The organism is Paenibacillus sp. FSL H8-0048, from assembly GCF_038002825.1.
Classification (GTDB): domain Bacteria; phylum Bacillota; class Bacilli; order Paenibacillales; family Paenibacillaceae; genus Paenibacillus_AQ.
Genome location: NZ_JBBODF010000001.1, coordinates 3,618,894 through 3,644,997 on the forward strand (window position 1 = coordinate 3,618,894; position 26,104 = coordinate 3,644,997).

A 26,104-nucleotide genomic window follows, 5' to 3' on the forward strand; every position below is an offset into this window, starting at 1 on the left:
CATTCAGCCTCCTCTATTTAAATAGTAACAGCCCCTGCCGGAATCTTAACCAGCACCTGATACTGCTTACCCGGTCTCAGTTCCTTCAGAACACCGTCTTCCACAAGCTGTCCGTCCAGATAGACTTCGATTGCCGCTACGCCAGACTCACGCTTCATCTCAATCTGCAGCTCAGCCCCTCTGAAGCTGCGCTTCACGGTGGCCTCCTGCCAGACGGACGGAAGCTGTGGCTTCACCTGAAGCCCTTCCCGGCAGCCTTGCAGGCCGAACAGCCCGTCGATCAGGCAACGGTACACCCAAGGAACGGTTCCGGTGTTGAACAGGTGGCTGGAACGTCCGGCAGTCTGCGGGAACTGCTTGTAAGCACCCCGGTAATAGTTAGGGATGAACACCGGCAGCTGGCCCCGCCGGATGATATCCCCGATATCAGGCCCGGGGAGCATTTTGCGCAGCAGACGGTACGCGTGATCCTGCTCACCCACTGCATACAAGCCATAGATATAGAAGGCGGCGGCATGATTGTAGACTGCACCGTTCTCGGCTGTCCCCGGATGCTTCTGGGTGACCCGGCCCACATCCTCGCGCATGGCCGTATAGGACGGTGCGAGCTTTTCCACTCCATACGGGGTTTCCAGCTGTTCATGGACCGACTTCATCAGCTTCGCCCGCTTCTCCTTATCCGCTGCACCGCTGAGCAGCGCCCAGCCCTGGGGATTGATGAATATCCGGCCTTCCTTGTCGCTGCTGATTCCGAACAGGACATTGTCGTCGGTGATCCCGCGCGCATACCACTCGCCATCCCACAGATACCGATTGGCCGCCGCATTCACCTCGTCCGCCGCCAGGCGGAAGGTGTCCGCAACCTCCTGCCGGCCGCTACGCTCACAAATATCCGCCCAGACCATACATGCATACGCGGTAGCGATGGTCAGCCAGCCGGACACGCCTTGTCCCCGGTACCCTACCATATTCATCGGGTCGCACCAGTCTCCCTGATTGATATAATTCAGGCCGCGCTCATCCCGCTCTTGGAGCAGCCACTGTACCGCACGGTCGATATGCTCATGCACAGGCCCTGTCTCCAGGCCGCCCGCATACGATACTTGCTCATCCAGAATGCTGTAATCATCCGTCTCATCCAGATAGGTACTGAGGCAAATCGGCAGCCAGACACAATGGTCCGTATGCGGAACCTGATTGATATATTTCAGTTCAGCCGCTTCATGCAAAATAATGCCGTCCGGCATCGCTCCGCTGGCCTCCTGCTGGCTTAAGGCCGTCAGGAACGCTTCTCTTGCCGTCTGCGGCTTAAGGTAGCTCATCCCCATATTATCCTGCAGATAATTCCGGGTCTGCGGGTCGGTGGTCAGGCGGTTGGTCTGCCCGTGATAGTACATCTGCCGGGGCAGCCAGTGGTTGACCAGATTGTCGAGGTCCGCATCCGGTGTGGAGATATCAATGCTCCCTCTGCCTTCTGCGATGTACTGGGCATATTCCCGCTCGGCGCGGACGAATCCGTCTTCGCCGTCTGCCCCCGCATCCAGGAACAGCCGATGGCGGATCTCGGCAATCTCCTGTTCATCGTGGGCCGGCCCGAAGATGAAGCGGTATTCACGTTCTTCCCCCGCAGCCAGGTCCAGACTGTATTGCAAGGCAGCAACCGGAGTCTCATAACGGGCTTCGCCTTGCGCCAGCCGTTCGTTCTTGACCGCTGACGGCGAGCCGATCCCCCCTTCGCCCTCGAAGGCTTCCTGATTCACTTCCCAGGAAGCCGGGGCATGGTCGGCCAGCAGGAAGGTTTTGTCCTTTAGATGCTTGATTTTGGCGTAATCCTGATATTTCTGATAAGGGGTGACCGCTGTAGCCACGATTCCCTGCAAGGCTTCCTTATACTCGCCCGACTGATTCATCCATGACATGTAACCGATGGTGAAGTAGGGATAGATGCTGATCTTGCGGGGAGCGTCGGACAGATTGGTCACCTTCACCCGCCACAGCTCCATCGGGTCATCCTTAGGCAGGCTTAACGTCATCTCTATCGCGATCCCGTTCTTCTCAATGGTCCATACAATATTATGTTTACCTACCGCAAAAGTGTAATGATCCGGAGGGGTGCGGACAGGCTCATAGGGGGCAGAGAACAGCTCGCCGTTCTCCTCATCCTTGACATAGACGAAGCGTCCGGGGTGATGGGCATAATAAGGCTGCTCCGGCTGCATGAATGTCTTGGCCTCCAGATTCGGCGCATAGGAATACTTCGCAGGCTCGGGCTGCATGAACTGGGCTACCGCATATCCCCGGCAGTTCATATGAATCATCATCTGCTCATTCCACAGGAACCCCGAAGCCTTAGGAAGGATTGTGGGACTGGACAGCTCATAATATTGGTTATCTTCAGATGCTCGTATCATTCTCATGCCTCTCTTTCCGGAATAAATATCCATCATTCTAGTATACTTTATTCAAGAATACGCTCTCATAGGTTTGCGGGCAAGTCTGCAGAATGAGTTTCAATTTCATCGATTTGGTTTTTATAGTAGAATATACCCAAATTTCTACCGCTAAATGAGAGGTGCATCAGATGAAGCAATCGTACATAGCCAGACTTGAATTATTCGTAACCAACGCCCAGCAGATCAAACAGGAATTCCCCTGGCAAAATGCCTCCGTGAACCGGCTGGCAGCCTTGCTCTACGCCGTGGAGGACAAGATCGCCAATGTGCAGGCGATCCGCATGTACCATGAGATGGTCAAGGATAACACCCGGGGCTTCTCGTCCTTCCGGGGAACCTCAGCCATCTGTATTGCTGCGCTGCTCTCCCTGTCCCCCCAGCCGGAACAACAGCTTGCAGCAACGCTGGCTGTATATGACCTCCTTAAGGAACGTAAATTCCGGGCCTCCGACTACCTGGTCATTGCCGCCTATCAGATCGCTGCTCATACCCCGTACGATCAATATGCCGCAGCCATAGACCACACTCAAGCTTTCTATGAAGGGATGCGGTCGAAGCACCGTTTCCTCACCGGACGGGACGACTATATCTTCGCTGCCATGCTCGGGCTGTCCGATATCCCTGTAGAGCAAGGGCTGGAGCAGCTGGAACAGCTCTATGTTACACTCAAGCCCGAGTTCTTCTCCGGTAATAGTGTTCAGGCGCTGACACAGGTGCTGGTGCTGGGCGGCGGGGATCTCACAAGCCGGGTGCTAAGTCTGCGCGAGGCGTTCCGGGCCCGGGATATCCGGCTGGATAAGGAGTATACTCTCTCGTCCCTTGGCATCCTGGCCCTGCTTCCGTACGAACAGCAACAGCTGGTAAGCGATGTCTCGGATACCTATGAGTTTCTCCGTCCGCAGAAGGGCTTCGGCGGCTGGTCGATCAACAAGCAGGAGCTGCTCCTGCTGTCTGCCGCACTCGTCTCCTATCAATATATAGTGGACGTGCGAAACGGCATTATTGAATCCGCCCTATCTACCAGTCTGACCAACATCATCATTGCCCAGCAGACAGCGATTGCTGTAGCTGCGGCCTCTGCTGCGGCGGCAGCTTCTTCTTAGGAATTGACATGCAAAAGGCTTCCGGAGCGTAGTTTGCTTCGGAAGCCTTTTAGTTGGATTTCAGGCACTTGTTAACGGGCTATCTCCCGTGTGACGGAAATTAGTTGGATTTATGATACTTAACTCTGCCCATATCTGCGATATTACCTGTATCCGGCTGGAGTAGGTGTATAATTTCCAACTTCACTTCGCCAAACAACGTTTTTGTTATAATTAGATGACGTTTATCCACTTGTTGTTATGTTAAGCAGCTGCGGCCGCTTGCCTGCCACCCTTCCGCAACAATCCTACACTTCCTCCCCATCCCCGGGCATACGGCGTCTGCCGATCCCAAACGCATAGTACCCCGCCACAACAACAGCCAGGAACGACGCGCCGACGATCAGCGACAGATGGGTATCCGGGTTGAACCACATGCCGATGATGACCAGCGACAGGAAGATGATAATAATGTAGTTACTGACCGGGAAAAAGCGGGACTTGAACGGATGGGCGGCCATCTCGCCTGCCCATCGCTCTCTGAATCTGAACTGGCTGAAGGCCAGGGCGAACCACGGAATCATTCCCGGAAGCACGCTGGCACTGTAAATATAGAGAAACAGCTTGGAGTCCGGCATCAGATAGTTTAACAATACGCCGACCAGCAGCAGGGAGATCGTTGTGATTATGCTGTTGCGGGGCACTCCGCTGGCAGAGACTCTGCCGAAGAACTTCGGAGCTTGTCCGTTCTGGGCGAGCGTGTAGAGCATTCTTCCCGCACTGTAGATCCCGCTGTTGCAGCCTGACATCGCCGCGGTCAGCACCACGAAGTTGATAATGCCTGCCGCAGCGACAATCCCGACCTTGGCGAAGGTCAACACGAACGGACTGCCGATCCCGCCGATCTCATTCCACGGATAGATGGTCACAATGATGAAGATGGCCCCCACGTAGAAAATCAGAATACGCCAGATGATATTCTTGATTGCTTTTCGCAGCGTATGCTTCGGATTCTCCGCTTCCCCGGCCGTAATCCCCACCAGCTCAATCCCCTGATAGGCCGCCGTGACAATGCAGAGCGCGAACAGGAAGCCCTTGAGTCCTCCGGCAAAAAAACCGCCGTGGCTATACAGATTGGACAGCCCGAGCGGCTGCCCGCCATTCCCCAGACCGAAGAAAATCACCCCGGTGCCGATCACCAGCATCACCACAATAGCGACCACCTTGATCATCGCAAACCAGAATTCAAACTCCCCGTACAGCTTCACCGCCGCCAGATTGGCCGCTGCAATGATGCCTACACCGATCAGCGCCGGAATCCACTGCGGAATATCCGGGAACCAGTACCCGACATAGATACCAATCGCCGTAACCTCGGCCATACCGACCGTCACCCAGAGGAACCAGTAGCTCCAGGCGGTCAGGAAGCCGGCCAGCGGGCTGATATATTTGTGGGCAAATGTGGCGAACGAACCGGTCACCGGCTCCACCACCAGCATCTCCCCCATAATCCGCATCACAAAAAACATAATGATTCCTGCCATAAGATACGCAAGCAGCACGGATGGTCCCGCCCACTTAATCGTACTTGCCGAGCCCATGAATAATCCCACGCCAATCGTGCCGCCCAGTGCGATCAGCTCGATATGCCGCGGCTTAAGTCCTCTTGTTAACTGTTTCGATTCCAAGCGTTATGCTCCCCCTCAAATGTACACCTGTACACCTCACATGTACTCCACGCAATCTATCTTAATATGTAAGCATCATTGTAAGCTGTGATCTACATTAACGCAATGCAGAATTACTCCATTACAAAGTTCAAGCTTTTGTAAAAAGAAATTAAGCGTATCCCTATACATTTTGGTTCATAGTGTTATAATCACTTTGTTTATCACAAGACAACAGGAAACAGGTGATCAGATGTTTGAAATCAAATGGCTGTGGCAGAACCTGGAGGGCAACCGGGCGCGGTATATCGTGGCGCTCTGCCTCTCGGTGGTGGGCTCAAGTCTTACGATAGTGAACCCCTACATCAGCCAGCGCATCGTCGATACGTTCATTGCCGGTGACCAAGCAGGAGAGAATCTTGCTACAGGACGCGGACTGCTCATTGCACTGTGCCTGGGCATGATCGGCTTCTCTCTGCTCCGTACAGGGCTGGCATACTTCACGACCATGCAGTACGAAATTTCTTCACAGAATATGATGTACAATATCCGGATTTATCTGTACAACAAGATTCAGGGCCAGGACCGGGAATATTATGACCGTAACCGCACCGGGGACCTGATGACCAAAATGACGGGGGACCTGGATATGGTCCGCCACTCGATGGCATGGATTTTCAAGACGATCATTGAATCGCTTACGATTTTCCTGGCAGCCGTCATTTATTTCCTCACGATTGATGTGAAGCTGACGCTGTGGATGCTGATCCTGTCACCGCCGATTTTTGTGGTGGCCTTTATCTTCGCCAGACGGGTGCGTCCCATGTACATCGACCTGCGCGAACGGCTGTCCCAGCTCAATACAACGACCCAGGAGAATATCTCCGGGAACCGGGTGGTGAAGGCTTTTGCCCGTGAGGAGTTCGAGATTTCCAAGTTCACAGAGAAGAATGTCAACTACGCGGTGGCGAATAAAAAAGCGGCCCTCGTCTGGCTCGACTATTTCCCTTATCTGGAGTCGTTCGCCCAAGGGTTCAACGTGGTCCTGATGCTGGCCGGCGGTTACTACGTGATGGAGGGGCGGATTACCTTCGGTGAGTTCACGGCGTTCTCCTCGCTGATCTGGGCCGTTTCGAACCCGATGCGCAATATCGGAATTATTATTAATGATATTCAACGTTTCTTTGCCAGCTTATCCAAAATCGTCGATATCTATTACGCCCGTCCGGCGATTGCCAATGATCATAATCCGGTGGAGCAACGCCGCTATGAGGGACGGATCGAATTCGACCATGTCCGGTTCAAATATGATAACGCTACCGTGCTGGATGATGTGAGCTTCACAATTGCCCCCGGCGAGACCATTGCGATTATGGGAGCCACCGGCTCCGGCAAAACCTCGCTGATCAACCTCATTCCCCGCTTCTATGATGTGGCTGGCGGGCGTGTGCTGGTCGACGGCAGAGATGTTCGGGAGCTGGAGCTGGATGAGCTGCGCGGGAACATCGGGATGGCTACGCAGGATGTCCTGCTGTTCTCCGATACCATTGACGGCAACATCGCTTACGGCGATCCGGATCTGCCGGAGGAGGATGCGAAGGCTTATGCGGCTCTGGCCGCTGCCCATGATTTCATTGTTAAGATGCCCGAAGGCTACGATACGGTAGTCGGGGAGCGCGGCGTCGGTCTGTCCGGTGGACAGAAGCAGCGGATTGCGCTGGCACGCGCCCTGGCGGTCCAACGTCCGATTCTGATCCTGGATGATACGACCTCTGCGGTCGATCTGGAGACGGAGGAGCATATCCAGCGCAGCCTCCGGGAGCTGGAGTACCCCTGCACTAAGATCATCATTGCGCAGCGGGTATCCACTACGGCCCAGGCTGACCGCATTCTGATTCTTGAGGGCGGACGCTTAATTGAGGAAGGGACTCATGCCGAGCTGCTCGCGAAGCGGGGTTATTACTATGATGTATTTATGCTTCAGAACGAGGGTATTGGAAGGCAGGTGACTGAGAGTGGCCAGAAATAAATTCGATGTCGACGAGAATCTGGAATCGCCGTTCAATATCAAGCATTTCCGGCGGGCCATGGTCTATATCAGACGCAAAAAGAAGCCTATGCTGATTGCATTCGCGCTTAGTGCATTGTCGGCGGCGATTGCCCTGTCGGCCCCGCTGATCATGCAGCATGTGGTGGATGTGACGATTCCCGCCAAAGATATGGGCGCATTGGCCGGCTGGTCGGCGCTAATGCTGGCAACGATTGTGGTCAGCGTCATTCTGGCGACCATCCGCTCGCGGATTATGACAAGTGTGGGTCAGGATATTATCTTCGATATCCGCACAGATCTGTTCAAGCATCTGCAGGACCTGCCATTCAAATATTACGACGACCGGCCGCAGGGCAAAATCCTGATCCGGGTCGTGAACTATGTCAATGCGGTCTCCGATGTGTTATCGAACGGAATTATCAACTTCATTCTGGAAATTGTGAACCTGATCTTCATTGCAGTGTTCATGTTCGCCGTGGATGTGCGGCTCTCCTTCATCATTCTGGCCGGACTGCCGGTATTCCTCGGCATCATGCTGCTGATCAAGACCCGGCAGCGCCGGGCCTGGCAGGCCGTATCGAATAAAAGCTCCAATCTGAATGCCTATCTCCAGGAGAGCATCAGCGGCATCGGCGTCACCCAGATGTTCTCCCGGGAGACGCGCAATGAAGGCATCTTCACCCGTCTGGCCGGCAACTTCCGCACGGCCTGGATGAAGGCGCTGCGTTACAACATTCTGATTCCGTTCAGTGTCGATAACCTGTCTACCATTGTTACAGCTATGATCTTCCTGGTCGGCCTGCTGACTCTGGACCCTCAGAACATGACGCTGGGCGTGATTCTCGCCATGAGCAGCTACGCGGCACGCTTCTGGCAGCCGATCCTGAACCTGTCGAACCTGTACAATAACTTCATTAATGCAGTCGCTTATCTGGAGCGGATCTTCGAGACGCTGGATGAGCCGGTGACGGTCAGCGATATCCCCGGTGCGAAGGCGCTGCCGCCTGTACAAGGCCGGGTGACGTTCGATGATGTCACCTTCGCCTACGATCCGGGCCTGAATATCCTGGAGAACATCTCCTTCGATGTGGCTGCCGGAGAGAGCATCGCTCTGGTCGGTCCGACCGGTGCGGGTAAGACCACCGTCGTTAATTTGATCTCGCGCTTCTATAACCTGACCGGCGGACGCATCCTGATTGACGGGCAGGATATCTCACAGATTACCTTGAAATCACTGCGCAGCCAGATGGGAATTATGCTGCAGGACAGCTTCATCTTCTCGGGAACCATTCTGGATAATATCCGCTACGGCAGACCGGATGCGACCGAGGAGGAGGTTATCGCCGCCGCGAAGGCGGTCTGTGCGGACGACTTCATCCGCGAATTCGATCAGGGCTACCAGACCGAGGTGAACGAACGCGGCTCCAAGCTCTCCCAGGGACAGCGCCAGCTGATCTCGTTCGCCAGAACACTGCTGGCTAACCCGCGGATACTCATCCTGGATGAAGCCACCTCCTCCATTGATGCGCAGACCGAACGTCTGCTCCAGAAGGGGCTGAATGAGCTGCTCAAAGGGCGCACCTCGTTCATCATCGCGCACCGCCTGTCTACGGTGAAGAACTGCGACCGGATTATGTATGTCTCAAATAAGGGCATTGCCGAGAGCGGCTCACATGACGAGCTGATCGCCCGCCGCGGCCTGTACCACCGGCTGTATACGGCGCAGAAGATGGAAGCCTGATGTGCAACGCAGGATAAAGCTTAGATCCCAATAGGCATATACCAAAAACCGCAGCAGGGACTCCCCTGTCTGCGGTTTTTGCGTGCTTAGTTGAACCGTACAGCACATCTTCAGTGAAGAATAGTTACACATGTAAGAACGGATACCGCCTAACACTACTGTTACTGGCTTCCTCTATCATGTGCAATGAAGCAGTACTACTACTGCGGTCCACGCGGACTGGAGAGCCGCTATTCCTGTACATTGTACCATTTTGCGGGCCAGGCGGACTCACATGCACTTAACTAGTCATTTTCGCCTCATTTCCATCACCAATTGGCCCTATAACGGCCCCTCAGTCCGCAGGCGAGCGATAAAGCTATCTTTTTCACAAAATAAGAGCCTCATGGTCCGGTGGTAAAACCTTTAAGCGGAAAACCTGTTACCCGTGCATTATTTATTCCTGCTTCATGTACTCTTCCCTCAGCATACTGTAGATCTCCAGATCGACCACTCCCTTGCCGGACCAGAGGGCCGCTTGCCGCAGCATCCCTTCCTTGACGTATCCGTTCTTCAGCAGCACCTTCTTGGAAGGCTCATTGTTCAGCATCACCTCTGCCTGAATCCGGTTCACCTGAGCCTGCTGGAAAAGGAATGCTGTCAACAGCTCAACGGCCTTGGAAGCGAGGCCCCTCCCCCACTGGGCTTCCGCAAGGAAGTAGCCAATGGTCACCATATTGACCCTCTGATTGAAGTCGCAGGCTTCAATAATTCCGAGCAGTTGCGTATCGTCTGCGGGGGCGAAGATGCCCCACTTGATCCGCGATCTTTTGCCATAATCCCGCTCATAATGACCGATCATGCTCTTGACTGTAGTCTTATTGTGCTTGGGGATAATGCCGCAATATTCGAACACCTGGTCATTGCTGTAAATCTCGAATAGCCCATCCAGATGCTGCTCCTCAATCTTGCCCAATACCAGCTCCTCTGACCTTAAGACAGGGAACTGGTCAAACACAATCTCCATCTTCATCCGGGGCACTCCCTTCTCTGATCCTTAAGCGCTTGGCCTAATGGGGACGTACAAATCAACCATGCACTTGCCCTGCGGATCTTGCGCAGGATCATTCAGGCAGAATTCAAGACATGGCCGGTCATCGGCTTCATAGCCGCTGCGGGGTAACCATACGCTGAACATGGTATCATACGCAAGGACAAATCTATCTACCGCATCATAGTAGGAATACACCGCATACAGCCCGCCGGATAGAGTCTTGTATGCTACCTCCTCCCGGTGGGTCTCCCGTTCGAATCCCTCCGGGAGTGTAATGCAAGCATCATAGCGGCATACAGACTCTTCTGTAAGTTCCCCGTCATCCAGTGAGATTCCGATGTACTGCTGATTCGCCGGATGCAGCCCCTGCTTAGCAGCCCAGCCGGTTAGCTTGTCCCATGCGTTATGCGTGTTTATGTAACTTCCAATATGCCTGACATAAGCGACCTCAACCTCTGCAATTTCTCTGAGTTCCACCATACTGTCCCATGCCCTCCTTAACAGCGGATTACCTTCTGCTTTATTGTATTCCGCCGGGGCGGCCGGCTCTGCCTGCTTATTGCTGAGGAGTGACGGGAAATTGCTATGTTTCTGCCTGCTATTCCTGGTACTGCTGGGGGTACAGCCGAAATGCCGTTTGAAATGGACATTCAGAGCAGATACCGATTCAAAGCCGCTCTCCCCTGCAATCTCCAGAATCGTCTGATTCGTCCGGCTAAGCAGCACCATGGCCTGCTCGACACGCTTCCTGGTTACGAAGGCCATCGGCGTCATGCCCGTGAAGGCTGTGAATATTCTGGTGAAATGATATTTGGAGAAATGGGAGATCTCCGCCAGCTGATCCAGCCGCAGCGGCTGGCTGCTGTGATTTTCTATGTAGGCAATGACCTGCTTGATCCTCTCCCCATACTGCTCCTTCATCACTGAACCCCCTGTCTCCTTCGTGTTACAATACTGTACAAATATTGTAAACTGGACAGACTGTTGTCACAACCCTGTGGTATAACCAGAGGAAAGGAGTGATTGTTATGGCAAGCTATGAATACTCGTCCCGGCAGGAGCTGATCGACACGATCCATAATCTGTACCTGCTCTTGGATGCCGAGTATGACGGAATTAACAATACATATAAGGATACGCGAATTCCTGAGGTGGACAAAACCCCAGCCGAGATCATCGCTTATCAGCTGGGCTGGCTGGAGCTGGTGAGGAGCTGGGACCGGAGTGAGCTGGAAGGACAGACCTTCTCCATGCCTGCTGCGGATTACAAGTGGAATCAGCTCGGCGGGTTGTATCAGTCCTTCTACAGTAAATATGCGGAGTATTCTCTGTCTGAGTTGCGTGAACTCTTCCGGCAATCAGAGCAGCAGTGGCTGGACTGGATCAGCACATTGACGGAGGAGGAGCTGTTCATCCAAGGCGCGCGTAAGTGGACCGGAGCCAAGGAGAACTGGCCGATGGCCCGGTGGATTCACATTAATTCTGCCGCTCCGTTCAAGACCTTCCGGGGGAAGATCCGGAAGTGGAAAAAGCATTGTCCTGAAGGACTCGCAGAGTGACAAAGTGGCAGCATCACAAAGCGGGATAGCGGGATAGCGGGATAACAGGTTAGCGTCCACTGCTTCGCAATCATTGCGTGCTGTCTGCCCTCCCGTCTGGCCTTTGCATCCCCCTCTTGCCAGTGCCTTCCCGGTTCATTCCCCTGCTCCCGTCCCTGAAGTTGGCGCCGCCGCCGTTCATGCCGGGGAACCCGCCGGGCCGGGAATTGAAGTCTGCACTGGTAATATTCTGGGCAGTGATTGCTTCGCAGGAAGTGAGCAGCAGCGAACAAATAAGCACACTAATAATTAAGGTGATATAGTATTTCTTATTCCGCATCATGAGACCTCCTTCTGCCGGTCAGCAGGCTATAGGCATCTTGGAAACCCAGGTAAGACAAGACAAGCAGCAGCGGATACACGGGATACAGATACCGGGACTTAATCTCCCAGAGCAGGTAGAACCCGATGAAGCCAAGAATCACCAGAAGGAGGGGGTCTCCGCGAAACGCTTAGCAAGCAGTCCCCGGATTAACCGGATCAGAATGAAGATGTACATCAGGAAATTCTGGACATATAAGGCCCACAGCAAGCCGCGCCGGTATATGGAATCACATTCAAACAGTCTGCTTGCGGCTGTGGAATAGCTGTAGTGTCCCATCACCATGCCGCCCCTCCCGCCAGTGGAGGAGGCGGCTTCATTTCCAATCCCGTAGCGCTCCATCTGATATGTCCCTTCCGTCCAGGTCCAGACCAGCTTTTTATAATACATTTCTGCAAGCTCAGTTAAGGTCGCGCCGGAGAGCTTGCTGCGGATAGAGTCCTTAAACAGTTCTACACTCTCCGCCTTATTATAGCCGGCCTCCTGCTGGTAGATATTATAGCTCTCACGGTCATCCCAGAACCCGAGTGTCTCCAGATTAATTCCCATGTTCAGCCACATGTACACCGGAGCAGAATTGCTGGACGGCGATTCGTCCACAATGCCTGTGGCTTGAAGCGCCGTATTCTGAATCCAGGCAGGAAGAACCCACAGCAGCAGGGTTATGCCACAGGCAGCAATGACCTTCTTCACGCCAATCGCCCGCAGGTTCAGGAGCAGACTGAGAACAATGGCAATCAGGAAGATCATACCTATGCTGCGGAAGTAGTTACCAAGTGTAAGCAGTACTGCCGCGAACAGCATATCCTTCATGGATCTTCTGCGGATGAACCTGACTCCGAAGTAGAGCGCGCTGGTGAGCAGAGCCGTGGCAATTCCATCATTATAGATGAAGTTGCTCATGAACAATGCCGGAACATAGGCCGCAGCGATAATCAGAAGGCCATAGTCCTTCCTGCTTGATTTAGGATTCAGCTCTTGGGCGAGCAGATAGATGACCAGCGTGGTGGCGAGCGTGAACAGAATGTTGAAGCTTTTGATCACCAGGTAATTGTCCGGGAATAGAAGCAGCAGCGTCTTCAAATACAGCACGAAGGAGAAATTAAAAGGGAACATGTACAGGTATCCGCCTGACTGGAAGGAGGAATAATCCTTGTCATAGAGCATCGCCCAGGCCAGGGACAGCACCGTCTGTGAATCATCCGTAGGCATGCGGGTGAACAGAAAAATAATCACGAGCTGCATGGCACCAGATAACAGCAGAACAGCTGGAATAACCTTGGCCCGGCTATACCCTTCAAGCCTCCGGGAGAGTCTGTACAGCACGAAGCCCAATCCCAGAACAACTACAATCCATAGCAGGAACACAAGCGGCTGCTGCCCTTCCAGCACCGCCCGGTCTCCATACACGGAATAGCTATATTTTGCCCGGAGAAAGAAGGATGAAGCAATGAACAGCCCAATGAATAAGGCGAGGATGATTGTTACGATTTGCTGGATTCTTTTTACCATGATACCCTCCTGATTGGCAGCGTCCGGCGAGTCTTTCGCATGTGCCTTAATCCATATACGGAGTATACATAGTGAATCTGAATGTTAGTTGAAAGGATGCTTCAGACACCAAAAAACCTCCGGGTCCTCTCCAGCCGCCGCATCCACAGATGCGCTCATGCCGGAAAAGCTTCCCGAAGGCCTGCTGCTTAAACTATTCTGTTCCTGTTGAATACGAACGGGTGAATCACTTGTCAGCAACAGCACGAACCACACGAAAGCCCTGGTCATTCCCCCGGCTGCTTGGATCGAATTGGCCGCGGAAGGAGATCTCCGTATTATCCACCCCGCCGATCCAGCCGCCGCCCTTCACCAGCCGGACCGAGCCGGTCTTGCTATTCGAATCCGCTTCCCCGTACCAATTCCAGCACCATTCCCTTACGTTGCCTGACATATCGTAGAGTCCCAGCTCATTGGGCTGCTTGAGGCCGGTATTTCTCGGCTGGCTATGATTGTTCTCAATCGCAGGCCAGGTCCAGTCCCCGGTCAGGAATTGATCGCCGGAGTTCCTCCAGTACCAGGCTACCTCCTCCGGGTTGTCGCTTCCGCTATACGGGTAGCCTGTGCTCATCTGGCCTCCGCCTGCTGCATATTCCCACTCGGCTTCTGTCGGCAGACGGTAACCGTCCGCCCCTTCATTGGCCGTTACAGTCCATTTTATGAAATCCCGGTCACTTGTATTATTCGGATCGACCTTATTCTTGTCTATATTATAGTAGGGGGCCAGGCCTTCCTTCACACTCCGCTCATTACAGTACTCCACGGCATCATACCAGGTTACGCTCTCCACCGGCAGCTTGTCTCCTTGGAACTGCGAGGGGTTACTCTTCATCACTTCCAGCCACTCTTGCTGGGTGACCTCATATTTACCGATGTAGAAGTCCGGGAGGGTCATCTCTGTCCCGTAGTAATTGGATTTCGTATTTTTAAAAGTACCGCCTTCTATACGCACCAAACGTTCATCCGTGGCAGGCTTCTCCTGCGAGCAAGCACTGGCTATAGCCGCGATTGCCATACATAGAATCAGAATCATTAATGGTTTTCTCATGAATACCTCTCCTTTGAGCAGATGGGCAAGGTACAGGACCTTAGCGCAGTTCAGTGTGTGAAAATGATAAGGCCGGCAGCTTGTCCACCCGGCCGGCCTTAGCCCTGTCAAAGGTTAGCTGAACTTACGCCGCTGCCGGAACGGCAAGACGCCTGTCAGCTTGTCTATTACCACACAGTTACGTTGGAGCTGCCGCTGCTCTGGTAGCCTTCGGTGGCCAGTACCTGGTATGACCAGTTGCTTCCCAGATACATCGATTTGCTCTGCCAGGCGTTCACGTGGTTGCTGAACGTAATCTGGACATTGCTGCCGATTGGCCGTTTGGATTGTCTTACACTCCAGTACTGCGGGAACGTAGCATTTCCGTCAATGGAAGGAGCGTCGTAACGCATAGTACGATAGATATCATAAGTGGCGCCATCACTGTACACCGTGCCTTTATGATCGCCGGTTGGTCTGTAAGTTCCCCAGTTGTCTACCACATAATATTCAATAAGGGCATTCCGGGTCCATCCGTAGAAGGTCAGATAGCCGTTGCCGGAAGGCGCAAACACCCCTGCATTATAATTCACTACCCGGTTCGGCGTGCCGTAGGTCCACCCTTTGCCGACTACGAAGTTCCCGGTATTGTACCAGTTCACACTGTAATTCCCGCCGCTTCCGTTAACCGCATTCACAGTTCCGCCGCCATCGGTCCAGTTTTGCCAATAATCTGTTGCGCCTGCAGTCGCTGCGAACGCGCTGAAGCTCAGTGCCGCTGTCATTAATACCGTAAGAAGTTTCTTTTTCATTGTAAATTAATACCTCCCGATTATAATGTGTTTGCTTGCAGCTTGCTTCTTCCCGTAGGATATAACTTATCCTGATGGTTATCCCATATATTTACTTGTCCTCCTTTCGAGAAAATTATATCCAGTAAGCGTTTACATTACTCTCTGCAAACTAAAGATTAACCCCCAATTTTTATTGATATTATGGAAATAATGGGTCGAAATTAAGCGGATTGTAACCTCCTGGGAGATATGTGGTGAAAATTCGGGGAAATTCGGCAGTGGCCGGTGGCGGACAAATATTTGCTCATCCGGCCTACTTTTGCCGAAATCAGGTGCACTAATGCTCTTCCTCACGCCAAAAAAGCCGCCCCAACGGGGCAGCTCTGTACTGTTCAGCTTTACTCACTTGTCACTATTCGTCCATTGCTAATCTGTTAACCAATCCTCTATCGTCCCTCTACCCCATCTTAATAACGGCCTTGACCACATCCTCCTTATTGTCGATCACGTAATCGAACGCTCGCTGCGTGTCCTCGAATTCGAATTCGTGGGTGACGATGCCTTTGACGTCGATTTTGCCGTCCGCGATGGCTCCAATGGCCGCCGGATACAGGTTGCGGTAGCGGAAGACCGACTGGATGCCGGCTTCCTTGAACATAATCTGCATGAAGTCGAAGTCGATGATATCCTTGGCGGCAAGGCCGACCAGGACGATGGTTCCGCCTCTTTTGACCAGATATGGCGTCTGCTTCACCGTATGCTCGCTGCCTGCCGTCTCAATAACCTTATCCACGCCCGCGCCACCGGTCCAGGCCGCAATGGCCTCCAGCACATCCTCCTGTCTGGCGTTGATCACCCGTGTAGCTCCCAGCTTCATTGCCGCTTCCAGCCGCTTCTCAATGATATCCACCACCACAATCTCCGTAGCCCCGTAAGCCTTACAGGCCAGCAGAGTGACCAGCCCGATACAGCCCGCTCCCAGAATCACAACCCGGTCTCCCAGCTTAACGCCGCCCTGCGCCGCAGCATGAAGCCCCACCGCCAACGGCTCGACCAGCGCGCCCTCCTCCGAAGACACATTATCCGGCAGCTTGAAGGCCATGTTCTCGGGGTAAGCCATATAATCCATCAGACAGCCATGGTACGGCGGCGTAGCGAGGAAACGTACATCCGGGCACAGATTATATTTGCCGCTTTTGCAGAATTCGCATTGGCCGCAGGTCACACCAGGCTCCAGCGCCACCCGGTCCCCCACCTTCAAATGCTTCACGCCCGGCCCCAGCTCCACCACTTCACCGGCACATTCATGTCCGAGAATGAAGTCCCCATTCACCACGAAGTCACCGATCCGGCCATGCTCCAGATAATGCACATCCGATCCGCAGATGCCGACAACCTCCAGCTTCACAATAACCTCGCCCTCCCGGGCTACGGGCATATCGATGTCCTTCATTTGCATTTTTTGCAGTTCCGTCATATAAAAGGCTCTGTTCTTCATCTGTTTCTCCTCCTCAGGGACCTTAGACACTCTTAGCAAAACTCCTGTTATTCCCAGGCTTCTGCATTCATTCTCCAGCCATCCAATAATAATATACTTTTATAAAACAGTTTAAATAAGATTATAAACAGAATTGGGATGAAGTCAACAAAAACTCCCCCAGAGAAGGACAAGGCCGCGATTGCAGCAACGTCCCTCTTCCGGAGGAGCGGGGAAAGCAGATATTGCATTAGGGTAAAATCAACCGGAATCTAGATGCTGGCGATAAATTCAGTCACCAGCTCCAGGGCAGCGCCCACAGCGGTGGCCTCCAGCTTATATTTGCAGACCCGCAGGTAGGAGCCATCCTGCTCGAAGGTGTTCTTGCGCGCTGCCAGTGTCTGAAGTTCATCGATGTATTTCTCCATATGAGCCCCGGCATAGCCGCCGAGAATCACATCGCAATCGTACAGCATCCGCAGGTTATTCACTGTAATCACCAGATAGCCTACATACTCCTGCCAGATGGCCTGCTGCTCCTCCTTGCCCTCTCCCAGCAGCCGGAAGAATTCCGCAATGCTCCCCCCTGTACTATCCGAGAGAATTCTCGCCGAGCAATAGGCATCTACACAGCCCTTCTGTCCGCAGTAACAGGTACGCCCTTCAGGCAGAATCGTCATATGCCCGAACTCTCCGCTACGGTGGTTCTGGCCTGCATAGATCTGGTTACCGACTATAATGGCACCGCCCACGCTATTGTTAAGGGACAGATAGACCACATTGTGTATGTCCTGCTCACCCCACAGTTCAGTAAGTCCCGCCGCATTCGCATCATTGCTCAGAACGCAGGGATAAGGGATGTATTCGGCGAACCGCCGGACACTGCCTCCCTTGAAATCTATGACTGTAGCATAGCTCACTGTCTGCCGGTCCCCGGATAGAATCGCAGGCAGCGCAATGCCCACTCCCAGGATCCGGCTGCGGTCCAGCTGGCAGGCCTCTACGAACTCCTTCACCAGCTGGCCTACCCCCTGGAAGTAGGTCTCCTCATTCGCAAACGGATAATGCTTCCTGACATTCTTAATCATTCTGCCGCTCAGGTCAATGACGACAATCCCCACATGATTCAGGGTAATGTCCAGTCCGACGGCATATCCCGCCACACTGTTACAGGCCATTGACTTGGCCTTACGCCCCCCGGTGGATTGATACAGCCCGGTCTCCTCAATCAGCCCCCGTTCCTGCAGCTCCTTGAGATTCTGTGTCACGGTCGGGAGACTTAGACCCAGCGCCTGTGCAATCTCCTGAATGGAAGTGGATTCACGGTGATACAGGTACCGGTAAATGGCGTTCCGGTTCATCTTTTTAACTTCCATACTATTCAAGCGATGTGTCGCCATTCGAATCCCCCTCACTTTTACAAATGTACTTTATAATTTTATACATATAATATGCAATCACACCCGTTATAGCAATCATTAGCCGCTTTTATTGTGAATAATTTCACGTATGTAGTTTTATTGTATCAAGAATTGGAAGGCCCGTCATTAATCTTTTGGGCCGATGGCCTTAATCGGTCCCTCTTGTCGCAATCATTCGCATGTTAACGCCAAGCATGACGAACCAGCCGGCGAACAGTAACTGGGAGATCAGGATCATTCCCTCACCAAGTAACCATGGATAGGAGCCGATTAGATCAAACACGCCGGTCAGAAGCCCGAGAGCTGCCGTGAATGTTCCCAGTCCGCTCTTCCAAATTACAAGGCTCAGCAGAATCGTTGCGATTCCAACGACTAATGCAACACAATGCACGCCCCCGTAATAGAAGCTGATAATCAGCCTGTAGCTCTCCGGCGTAAGCTCAATCCCATATACCGGATAGACCAGCCTCCCCAGAATAATAACCAATACGATATAGACAGGAACGCTAACCGCCAGCAGGCCGCAGCCAAACACAGTCAGGACCGGATTCACCTGCACCAGCAGCCGGTATAATGCCGCGATGGAGGGGATGAGAAGTACCGCAGCGAAGAACAAGACCTCGTCTGCCATCGACAGCTGGAACCGCCATTCGCTCAGCCATGATAAGAGCGCAGCATCCTCCAGCGGGGGAGCAGGCACCGGTCTAAGGAACAGATATTGGGCCAAAAAGAGCAGGCCGGAACCAATAAACGCCATTCCGCCAAACCGGATCAGCCGCTGACGGTTCATCATATCGCTTCATCTCGATTCTTATTTATTCTTAATGCTGCCGGATTCTATGAACATTTAGGCTTCCGGGTCTACGGCCGCTCCGAACAGGATGAGCAAGGCAAGCCTTGGCCCATCCTGCATATGCGGTTATAGCATGAACAGCCGGGATTCCCTCGCCGTCCAAATATTCAGCGCCTGTGTGCGGACTGCGGGATTCGCATAATTCCTGTACTCCCGCAGACGCTCCGACGGTTCCGGGCTCCAGCGCAGTGCGCTTCCCGCCGCTTCCAGCAAGGACAGTCCGAGATACGGAGCCTCGTAAGACGGTTCTGCCCGCAGAACATCCACAATCTCAAGCAATGTCTCCGGTGTCCAGTATCCGGCGCTGTTCTCCAGGCTGGCGGCAAGCCCGCGGTACAACTCGCTCAAGAGCTGCGGCTGACGGGTTATTCCCTGCGCGATCCGCTTCACATACCCGGACGCCTCCTCTGTGTTACTCCAATCGATCACTGCGATATATAAGGTCAAGACAAGCTCTTGTAACGTCTCATCGGCGGCCAGCGTATCGGCCAGCTCCAGGTACAATGGGGTAAGCTGTACCCTTGTACTCTTGGGCAGACCGGTTAACTGCTTGACGAGTACCTGCAGGCGCTGCCGGTGCGGCAGGTCTCTATCCGCCGCTGCATTCCATTCCTGCGTCACGGGCGTTGCCGCCAGCTCCCGGCAGATATCGGCTACAGCTGCATTCACCATACCGTCCCGGGCAGCTTCAATCAAGGTCAACATCGCGAACTCCCAGCTGGAGCTGTTCTTAAGACCCGCAACTGCCTGAGCGGCAGCCTCTGCAACGGCACCTTCATAACCGCTTGTCCACCACTTCATGAAACTATAAGCCTGGCTGCTGACGGATTCATCCGGGTGAGCGGCAATGGCTATGATTAAGTCCAGATAGCGCGGTCTGCAAGCAAGCGGAAGCCCGGCAGGCTGCTGGGACAACAAGCTCACTGCGATATCACGCTCTGGAGAAGCAGCGATGGCACGCAGCAGCTCCCAGCTCCGTTCATCATCCAGCAGCCCTCTGGCAGCATGCCCTATAGCAATCACCACATCCTTATGCACAGCTGGCTTCGCAAATTCATTCAACAGCAGCGGAAGGCTGTCCTCACTTCTATACGCACCAAGCAGGCGGATGGCTTCCTTCCGGACGGTAATTTTCAGCTTCTCACGGTCTAATAGCTCCTTCAGCACCAGGGACAGCAGCGCCGGACGGACCCGACGGATACACCTCGGGATGGAGTACATCGCTACACGGGCCCGGTCGCTATCCAGATGCTCCAGCAGCACGGGCAGGGCTTTCTCCGGCTCCTCCAGCAGGGACAAGGCATGAAGCGCTGCCTCCGCCACAGCCACCTCTTTGTCCTGTACCAGCTCATACGGCCGCTCCGGATTCCCATCCGGCATACTTGCCATAATTCTGATCGCTCTGGAACGCTCAAACAGGCTGTACTTCGCACCCGTTGCGACTGTGCTTAAGAGAGCACCGTACGCCTCCTGCTGGCGGGGCAGCCAGCGGTAGAATCCGTCCGCAGCCGGAACAGGATAGACCGTTTTGCCCGAGAGGAACTTTCCCTTGATCGCAGCCCCCGAAATATAAGGGTCCAGCCATTCCTGACGCTTCAGGTGCAGATGCAAGAACACCTCGCGGATGGTGATATACGATGGATCTGCATCCAGCAGCTCCTTCACCCGTTCATCGCGCGTCAGCAGCGGCTCCAGCCAGAGCCGGGTTGCCCGGATCGCGGTTCCTTCGTTTTTGGCCCGGGTGGCTTCCCGTAAGAGCTGCTGTAGCTTGACGATGCTGTATCCCCTTTTCCCAAAAGAAGTCGCCAGGCTCAGCACCAGGTTGTAATTCTCCCGCTTGCCCGCCTGTGCGGCGTAGGAATAGATACTGTCAAAGATGATCTCTTCCACGCCCCGCGGCATGTTCTTCGCCAGGGAGGGCAGGGAGAACTGCCCGTCCTGCTTCGCCAGCTTCTGGAGCGTATTCTGCGCGAATTTGAACAGCTCTCCGTCCGGCTCCGCCGCCTGATGGCGCAGAATCGAGAAGGCCAATTGCTGCACAGAGTACCTCGTTCCGTAGGAGGTGTCTCTGGCATCAATCACGCTGTCTACCAGCACAGTAAGCGCCGGGATATGGGCAGTCTCGTACACAGACGCCGGACTCTCCGATAGCTCCTTGAACACCGCCCCCCGCACCGGGTCCTGATCATTACGGATACGGCCTAAGGTCAGCAGTGTAGCCTCCATGCCTTGCCTTGCCAGAACGGTGCTGCGGATCAGCTGCATCAGCGCCGTAGCGCGTTCATCTGCATTCGATACCCGGATTGCCTGCTCCAGCTGCTCTCTGACCTGAAGAATCGGGCGGGCGGCGGTGATGCGCAGGGTGCTCTCCCGGTTCTCCCTGATCTCACGCAGGCCCAGCATCCGGGCAGCCTCCCGTTCACGCAGTGCATGCGGCAATACATACAGCAGGCTCTCCGGAAAAACCCGCTCCCGGCGCTTCTCCTCCTCATATGCAGCATCGAAAATCTCCTGGCGCTTAGAAGGCGCAAGATGCTCCAGCAGCCGCGCCACATGGTAGGGCTCGTCCGCCAGCAGCTTGGCAAGCTGCGACAATTGATTCATGGAGAGGAGCTTCGCCCGCTTGAGCACAGCTTCAGGCACACCATAAGTCATAAGCTCACCACGCACCTGCGTCCGGATCAGCAGCTCATACACCGCGCCTGGTCGCAGGCGCATCAGTGTGCCGAGATTCGCCTTAAGCGCAGGCGGCAGCATGTCTGCCGGCCCATGATTCACCGCATAGGCAAGCATAAGATCAGGCTTATGAACACTCAAATGCTCCATCGCGGAGGAGAACTGTGACCACACCAGCCCTTTAGCCCTTAGCGGGGCCGCTTCCAGCTCTCTGGTGAAATACTCCGCGACCACCTCCAGATGGCGGCTGGACAGCTTTTTCCAATCCTGAATGGCGTACCCCAGCTCAGCAAGCCGCGCGCGGACGGTTGCCGCAGAGCAAGCCTGCAGCACAATCGCCGCCTCGCCCGCGCCCCAGCGGGCCTGTACCACTGGCAATAGCCGTTCCGCCACCTCCTGGCGGTTCATCAGGGCTACCGTACGCAGCAGCTTGCGGCGGCAATCCTGTGACAGCTGCGGAAGCTCGCGTTCAATCTCTTCGGCTGAAGCGGCTTTGGGCAGCAGACCCGCAGCCATATTACGGATGCTGGCCATGGGGTGCTTCAGCCCCGCCAGAATCACTGGCGCATCCATTGTCGCGATCGCCCCCATCAGGGCCAGCCGTGCTTCATAAGCCCCGCCCCCAAGTAAGGAGTTAAGTAACTGTGAGTATTCCGGGGACCCCAGATGATCGCGGCCTAGTCTTGTGATTGCTTTGATTCTATCGGAATACCCCAGGGCATCCAGCTCCCCCAGTAAGCGCTCTTTATTCAATGGGTCTCGTCTCCTAGTCATACGTCCTCCTCTTGGATCTGTTCTGAGTTCTTCCTTATTTTACAAAAAGCAAGCTTTCACCCGCAACAAGTGGAAACGGCATTGCCGTCCTTTTGAAGGACGGTACCGTTTCAGCGAGAAATATAAGGATAAGTTATGGAGTGAAACCTATAAATTCTTATATTTCAAACAAAAGGGTAACCCCGAATCCGGTGCTTCCACCATCTTCAAGATTACCCTCTATACTGCTCACTCTATCAGTCTACTCTTTGTCTTGCTTGGCTTGAACGAACACATACGTGTTCTCATCCGACAAGTCCGCTTCATACCGGAAATCAAATCCGCTGAAGCCCTGAATCTCCTCCACGCTGGTAATCTGCTGCTCCGCCATGAACCGGACCATCTCGCCCCTGGCCATCTTAACCAGTGTCGCCCGCTCCACTACCTTGCCGCCGATCTCCTGCCCGAATACACAGCTTACCATCCGGACACCGCTGCTGAGATAGGGAGAGACACACTTGCTGTATTCCTTGGAGGCCAGATTCACAATCGTGTCAGTCTCTGCGAACAGCTGGTCCGCTAATCTTCTGTTCCAGAACTCATAGAGGGTACTGAAGCCCGGCCCGCCCAGCCTGGCCTGCATCTCCAGCCTGTAAGGGACCACCCCGTCGAACGGCCGGACGATCCCATAGAACCCGGACAGTATCCGCAAATGCTGCTGCAGATAGTCCAGCTCCTCCGTCTGAAAAATCCCCGGCGCCATGTACTGGTACTGGATGCCCTCATAGGCGAAGATCGCCGGGGTCAGGTTCCGGGTCAGGTCCATCTCTTCAATCCGCTGCATATTCAGCGCAGCAATAGCATCATTACATTTCCACAGCGCCTTGGCTTCTGCGTAACTCAATTTACGAAGCAGAGCCAGGAGCGTCTGTGACTCGTTTAAGAACTGCGGAGCCTGGCGGGATTCCAGGAAATCCGTGTCCGTCTTCATCTTTTTGGCAGGTGAAATGATGATTCTCATGATACGCTCTTTTCTACCCCTACGGGAAAATAAATGTACCTCTATACTATCATATTATCTCCCCGCCGGCCCCCGGCCAAGCTATTCAGCAGCAAGCGGTACGAAGACAGAGGCGCAGTTCGCCTGGCGGAACCGGGCAATCACATGCCTGCTCCAGTCACGCGTATACTCAGGGTGGGCGCTCAGGTACAGCTCCTCCAGATGATTGAACGCGGCATCGTACGGGATGCCCGGATTGTCGCCGTTCACCTCAAGCTGGGTAATATGCAGATAAATTCCCCCGGGCACCGTCACCTTCTCCACGCTGTCAGGAAGGCCATCGAAGCTGCTGACTCTTGTGCCGAAGCAGGAATTCACCTTCCCCTCCTCCCCGCCGTTCACCGGGAACCCGTAATAGTCATGCAGATAATACCGGGCGGACCCGGTGGCGAATACCTGATCCTGCACGCCGAAATATTTGGTGATCACAAACTCCTCATCCTCCGGCAGCGTCATGCTGCAGGCAATCTTCATCTCCGGCAGCGTTACCGGCTTGAAGCGCAGGGAGCCGAACTGTTCGGCCGTATTCCCCGGCAGCATCACCGGCTCGTATTTGGTAAGAATCTCACCGGACGGGTCATATGTATTGAAGCTGAGGCCGGCGGGATTATAGACATAGCTTGTATCCTTGCGGAATTCACCCACGAAATATTCATCGGCGTGCATCCGTTCCTCGTAGCCGGTCCGCCCGGCGTTCTTCGATTCATTGATCAGAACCTTCGCATACCGGCAAGCGGGTACGGTCAGCGTCTCCGTATACTCCGGCAAATGTGCAGGCAGCCCCTCGAAGCTGCTTACCTCCATGCCCACAATCACTTTGTAGTTGCCATCCCCCTGAACCTCGGTGCGTACTGTAACGATCTCCCGGCCCTTAATCTGGTGCTCTATCAGACTGGAGAGCAGTGCAATCTCTCCTTCTGCCGCCAGCTTTTTTGTATAAAAGTAATCATTAATCGTACTGCCCGCCTGCCCGGAATCATAATACCCGCCATACCCCCGGCTCTCATACGATATAGGCAGCGCAATTCCCACAACCATCATTTCCGGCCTGTCCACAATGCTGCACAGCTCCGTAACCTGCACTACATGAACCTCACTTAACATCTCCATCTGCTTCAGCTCCTCCACCATTCTCAGGATTACCGGCTTCACACGGGGACTATAGCCTTCAGCTGCTTGCTGCGGCAGTGCTTGCTTGCTCAGATTCATAGGTCAGCTCCTCTCCTGGTTAAGCTCAAGTATAGTAGCCCGCGGTTCGTAAATATTATCACTTCTTAACATCTTTCAGCTTCATCCACACGCTCATCGTTATGGCATCCGGGCGATTCGGGGTTATTGTCTCATAGATTGTAAAAGCAAGCGTCCCCTCCCTGCTCCACCCGCTCTCCTCTACCCAGCTCTCCAAAAGCGTGATAAACATTCTCCGGTCCCCATAGCTGCTGCTCTCAAGCACCGCATACCTGCCTTCGGGAGCCTGCAGAATCTGCAGGCCGCTATCTCCGGCCAGCGCTATCGCCTGCCCTTGTTCCAGCCGGACTCCGCAGGTATAGCGGCCGCCGTGCTGGATAACGCAGAACATGCTTGCCGCTCTTAGTACCTCAGGATGATAACGTGAGCAATAACTCATCACGGCTGCTGCTGCCTCCTCTTCCGCCTGCTCCCCTTCCCTCGATGCAGCCAGAAATTCAAGGCCTTCACTGAAGTTTACACTGATCTTGTCATAATCCGTCCGCTTCCTCACCGGCACATACAGAATCAGCTTCTTCACCTCGCAGCCCTTGCGGATATACTCTTCCCCATAGCGCTCCTCAGCCTGCTCGAACATGCTGGTCCGCAGCCACTTCAGATACAGATAGTCCCAGGCCCGTCCAATCTCAGCCTCATCGCCTCGGACCGCCAGCTTGGCACAGGTGAAGCTGCGTGCCGGGACAACCGCAAGCTCCCGGAAGATACTTCCGGTTAAGCTGTTCAGCAGGGCCGGGTCATGCTCCACCGCAAGCTCATAACAGAACAAGCCGCCCTGCGGCTGCCCGTCCCGCCCGAAGAGTCTGCCCTGGTAGGCTGGGAGAAGAGCATATAACGATTCCAGTGCTTGCTGTTCAATGCCGCTGTGCCTGGTTGAATAGAATTTCATATGTAGGGTTGCAGGAAGGAGCTCTGTGCTGACGGTTACCTGCCGGACGGCTTCACTGTCGAATCTGGGGAAGAAATAGCAGGCGGAACTTTTTTGATAGGCTAACGGGGTTAAGCTTGTGGCTGATTTCACATGCTTGCATAAGGCTTGCTGCGAGCTGTAGCCGCAGGTGTATGCTATCTCGGCAAGCGGACGCTGTGAGCTTCGGATCATCCCGAGCGCCACCGAGAGCCTGCGCTTGCGGATGTACTCTTTGACCGAGTGGCCGGTGTAGGTATAGAAGTCACGGTACAGCTGCATCAGCGAGGTGAATCCGGCCTGCGCAGCTTGTTCAAGCGGAATCTCCTCATGCAGATGCTCCTCGATGAAGGCGATAGATTGTCTGAAGCGGTCGGACCCTGGCATAGGCATT

Annotated in this window: 20 protein-coding genes; 4 read left to right on the plus strand and 16 right to left on the minus strand. The window is 54.2% G+C overall.

Annotation, left to right across the window (positions count from 1 at the left end):
* Positions 1 to 17 precede the first annotated feature (17 nt).
* Positions 18 to 2,411, minus strand: coding sequence for a GH36-type glycosyl hydrolase domain-containing protein (locus NSU18_RS15340; RefSeq protein WP_341151050.1), 2,394 nt, complete (start codon positions 2,409 to 2,411; stop codon positions 18 to 20).
* A 170-nt stretch (positions 2,412 to 2,581) separates the two neighbouring features.
* Between NSU18_RS15340 and NSU18_RS15345 the strand changes: the two genes are divergently transcribed.
* The gene (locus tag NSU18_RS15345; protein ID WP_341149432.1) at positions 2,582 to 3,556 is read left to right on the plus strand and encodes a DUF4003 family protein; all 975 of its coding nucleotides are present in this window, start codon (positions 2,582 to 2,584) and stop codon (positions 3,554 to 3,556) included.
* 287 nt (positions 3,557 to 3,843) lie between these two features.
* Here NSU18_RS15345 and NSU18_RS15350 read toward each other — a convergent pair whose 3' ends face one another.
* Positions 3,844 to 5,223: an amino acid permease gene (locus tag NSU18_RS15350; protein WP_341014438.1), complete on the minus strand. Its 1,380-nt coding sequence runs from the start codon at positions 5,221 to 5,223 to the stop codon at positions 3,844 to 3,846.
* 232 nt (positions 5,224 to 5,455) lie between these two features.
* On the opposite strand from NSU18_RS15350, the gene NSU18_RS15355 reads away from it, so the two are divergent.
* Positions 5,456 to 7,231 (plus strand): ABC transporter ATP-binding protein, encoded by a 1,776-nt coding sequence (locus NSU18_RS15355; protein ID WP_341149433.1) that lies wholly within the window; start codon positions 5,456 to 5,458, stop codon positions 7,229 to 7,231.
* On the plus strand, positions 7,218 to 8,993 hold the full coding sequence (locus tag NSU18_RS15360; RefSeq protein ID WP_341149434.1) for an ABC transporter ATP-binding protein: 1,776 nt from the start codon (positions 7,218 to 7,220) through the stop codon (positions 8,991 to 8,993). Before NSU18_RS15355 ends, NSU18_RS15360 begins: the two co-directional genes overlap by 14 nt.
* A gap of 436 nt (positions 8,994 to 9,429) precedes the next feature.
* On the opposite strand, the gene NSU18_RS15365 is transcribed toward NSU18_RS15360, so the two are convergent.
* Both NSU18_RS15365 and NSU18_RS15370 read right to left on the minus strand, forming a co-directional pair.
* The gene (locus NSU18_RS15365) at positions 9,430 to 10,005 is read right to left on the minus strand and encodes a GNAT family N-acetyltransferase (RefSeq protein ID WP_341014441.1); all 576 of its coding nucleotides are present in this window, start codon (positions 10,003 to 10,005) and stop codon (positions 9,430 to 9,432) included.
* A 24-nt stretch (positions 10,006 to 10,029) separates the two neighbouring features.
* A complete protein-coding gene (locus NSU18_RS15370) occupies positions 10,030 to 10,947 on the minus strand; it encodes an AraC family transcriptional regulator (RefSeq protein ID WP_341014442.1) in 918 nt (305 codons plus the stop codon).
* A gap of 107 nt (positions 10,948 to 11,054) precedes the next feature.
* Between NSU18_RS15370 and NSU18_RS15375 the strand changes: the two genes are divergently transcribed.
* Positions 11,055 to 11,585, plus strand: a complete 531-nt coding sequence (locus NSU18_RS15375; RefSeq protein WP_341014443.1) for a ClbS/DfsB family four-helix bundle protein — start codon at positions 11,055 to 11,057, stop codon at positions 11,583 to 11,585.
* Positions 11,586 to 11,655: 70 nt separating this feature from the next.
* Here the strand turns inward: NSU18_RS15375 and NSU18_RS15380 are convergent, their stop codons facing one another.
* The 12 genes from NSU18_RS15380 to NSU18_RS15435 all read right to left on the minus strand — a co-directional run bounded on the left by NSU18_RS15380 (position 11,656) and on the right by NSU18_RS15435 (position 26,097).
* Positions 11,656 to 11,904 carry a hypothetical protein gene (locus tag NSU18_RS15380; protein WP_341014444.1) on the minus strand — a complete coding sequence of 83 codons (249 nt, stop codon included), beginning with the start codon at positions 11,902 to 11,904 and terminating at the stop codon, positions 11,656 to 11,658.
* A complete protein-coding gene (locus tag NSU18_RS15385; protein ID WP_341149435.1) occupies positions 11,894 to 12,049 on the minus strand; it encodes a hypothetical protein in 156 nt (51 codons plus the stop codon). The genes NSU18_RS15380 and NSU18_RS15385 overlap by 11 nt, the downstream gene beginning before the upstream one ends.
* A complete protein-coding gene (locus NSU18_RS15390) occupies positions 12,046 to 13,458 on the minus strand; it encodes a glycosyltransferase family 39 protein (protein ID WP_341149436.1) in 1,413 nt (470 codons plus the stop codon). Before NSU18_RS15390 ends, NSU18_RS15385 begins: the two co-directional genes overlap by 4 nt.
* A gap of 226 nt (positions 13,459 to 13,684) precedes the next feature.
* Complete coding sequence (locus tag NSU18_RS15395; RefSeq protein ID WP_341014446.1) at positions 13,685 to 14,545, minus strand: formylglycine-generating enzyme family protein; 861 nt, start codon at positions 14,543 to 14,545, stop codon at positions 13,685 to 13,687.
* Between the two features lie 167 nt (positions 14,546 to 14,712).
* Positions 14,713 to 15,336: a glycoside hydrolase family 11 protein gene (locus NSU18_RS15400; RefSeq protein WP_341014447.1), complete on the minus strand. Its 624-nt coding sequence runs from the start codon at positions 15,334 to 15,336 to the stop codon at positions 14,713 to 14,715.
* A 439-nt stretch (positions 15,337 to 15,775) separates the two neighbouring features.
* Positions 15,776 to 16,816: an NAD(P)-dependent alcohol dehydrogenase gene (locus tag NSU18_RS15405; protein ID WP_341014448.1), complete on the minus strand. Its 1,041-nt coding sequence runs from the start codon at positions 16,814 to 16,816 to the stop codon at positions 15,776 to 15,778.
* A gap of 251 nt (positions 16,817 to 17,067) precedes the next feature.
* Positions 17,068 to 18,171 (minus strand): ROK family transcriptional regulator, encoded by a 1,104-nt coding sequence (locus tag NSU18_RS15410; RefSeq protein ID WP_341014449.1) that lies wholly within the window; start codon positions 18,169 to 18,171, stop codon positions 17,068 to 17,070.
* Positions 18,172 to 18,364: 193 nt separating this feature from the next.
* Complete coding sequence (locus NSU18_RS15415) at positions 18,365 to 19,009, minus strand: hypothetical protein (RefSeq protein WP_341149437.1); 645 nt, start codon at positions 19,007 to 19,009, stop codon at positions 18,365 to 18,367.
* A 126-nt stretch (positions 19,010 to 19,135) separates the two neighbouring features.
* Entirely contained in the window at positions 19,136 to 22,498 is a 3,363-nt protein-coding gene (locus NSU18_RS15420; RefSeq protein WP_341149438.1) for a HEAT repeat domain-containing protein, read from the minus strand.
* Positions 22,499 to 22,760: 262 nt separating this feature from the next.
* Entirely contained in the window at positions 22,761 to 23,519 is a 759-nt protein-coding gene (yaaA, locus tag NSU18_RS15425) for a peroxide stress protein YaaA (RefSeq protein WP_341149439.1), read from the minus strand.
* A gap of 81 nt (positions 23,520 to 23,600) precedes the next feature.
* The gene (locus tag NSU18_RS15430) at positions 23,601 to 24,767 is read right to left on the minus strand and encodes a GyrI-like domain-containing protein (RefSeq protein ID WP_341149440.1); all 1,167 of its coding nucleotides are present in this window, start codon (positions 24,765 to 24,767) and stop codon (positions 23,601 to 23,603) included.
* Between the two features lie 58 nt (positions 24,768 to 24,825).
* Positions 24,826 to 26,097, minus strand: coding sequence for a helix-turn-helix domain-containing protein (locus tag NSU18_RS15435; RefSeq protein ID WP_341149441.1), 1,272 nt, complete (start codon positions 26,095 to 26,097; stop codon positions 24,826 to 24,828).
* Positions 26,098 to 26,104: the final 7 nt, after the last annotated feature.

Coding starts and splice junctions, on each gene's coding strand:
- NSU18_RS15355 (WP_341149433.1), top strand. CDS start 5,456: ATGTTTGAAATCAAATGGCTGTGGCAGAACCTGGAGGGCAACCGGGCG.
- NSU18_RS15375 (WP_341014443.1), top strand. CDS start 11,055: ATGGCAAGCTATGAATACTCGTCCCGGCAGGAGCTGATCGACACGATC.
- NSU18_RS15340 (WP_341151050.1), bottom strand. CDS start 2,411: ATGATACGAGCATCTGAAGATAACCAATATTATGAGCTGTCCAGTCCC.
- NSU18_RS15345 (WP_341149432.1), top strand. CDS start 2,582: ATGAAGCAATCGTACATAGCCAGACTTGAATTATTCGTAACCAACGCC.
- NSU18_RS15380 (WP_341014444.1), bottom strand. CDS start 11,904: ATGCGGAATAAGAAATACTATATCACCTTAATTATTAGTGTGCTTATT.
- NSU18_RS15405 (WP_341014448.1), bottom strand. CDS start 16,816: ATGAAGAACAGAGCCTTTTATATGACGGAACTGCAAAAAATGCAAATG.
- NSU18_RS15415 (WP_341149437.1), bottom strand. CDS start 19,009: ATGATGAACCGTCAGCGGCTGATCCGGTTTGGCGGAATGGCGTTTATT.
- NSU18_RS15410 (WP_341014449.1), bottom strand. CDS start 18,171: ATGGAAGTTAAAAAGATGAACCGGAACGCCATTTACCGGTACCTGTAT.
- NSU18_RS15395 (WP_341014446.1), bottom strand. CDS start 14,545: ATGAGAAAACCATTAATGATTCTGATTCTATGTATGGCAATCGCGGCT.
- NSU18_RS15370 (WP_341014442.1), bottom strand. CDS start 10,947: ATGAAGGAGCAGTATGGGGAGAGGATCAAGCAGGTCATTGCCTACATA.
- NSU18_RS15435 (WP_341149441.1), bottom strand. CDS start 26,097: ATGCCAGGGTCCGACCGCTTCAGACAATCTATCGCCTTCATCGAGGAG.
- NSU18_RS15390 (WP_341149436.1), bottom strand. CDS start 13,458: ATGGTAAAAAGAATCCAGCAAATCGTAACAATCATCCTCGCCTTATTC.
- NSU18_RS15365 (WP_341014441.1), bottom strand. CDS start 10,005: ATGAAGATGGAGATTGTGTTTGACCAGTTCCCTGTCTTAAGGTCAGAG.
- yaaA (WP_341149439.1), bottom strand. CDS start 23,519: ATGAGAATCATCATTTCACCTGCCAAAAAGATGAAGACGGACACGGAT.
- NSU18_RS15430 (WP_341149440.1), bottom strand. CDS start 24,767: ATGAATCTGAGCAAGCAAGCACTGCCGCAGCAAGCAGCTGAAGGCTAT.
- NSU18_RS15400 (WP_341014447.1), bottom strand. CDS start 15,336: ATGAAAAAGAAACTTCTTACGGTATTAATGACAGCGGCACTGAGCTTC.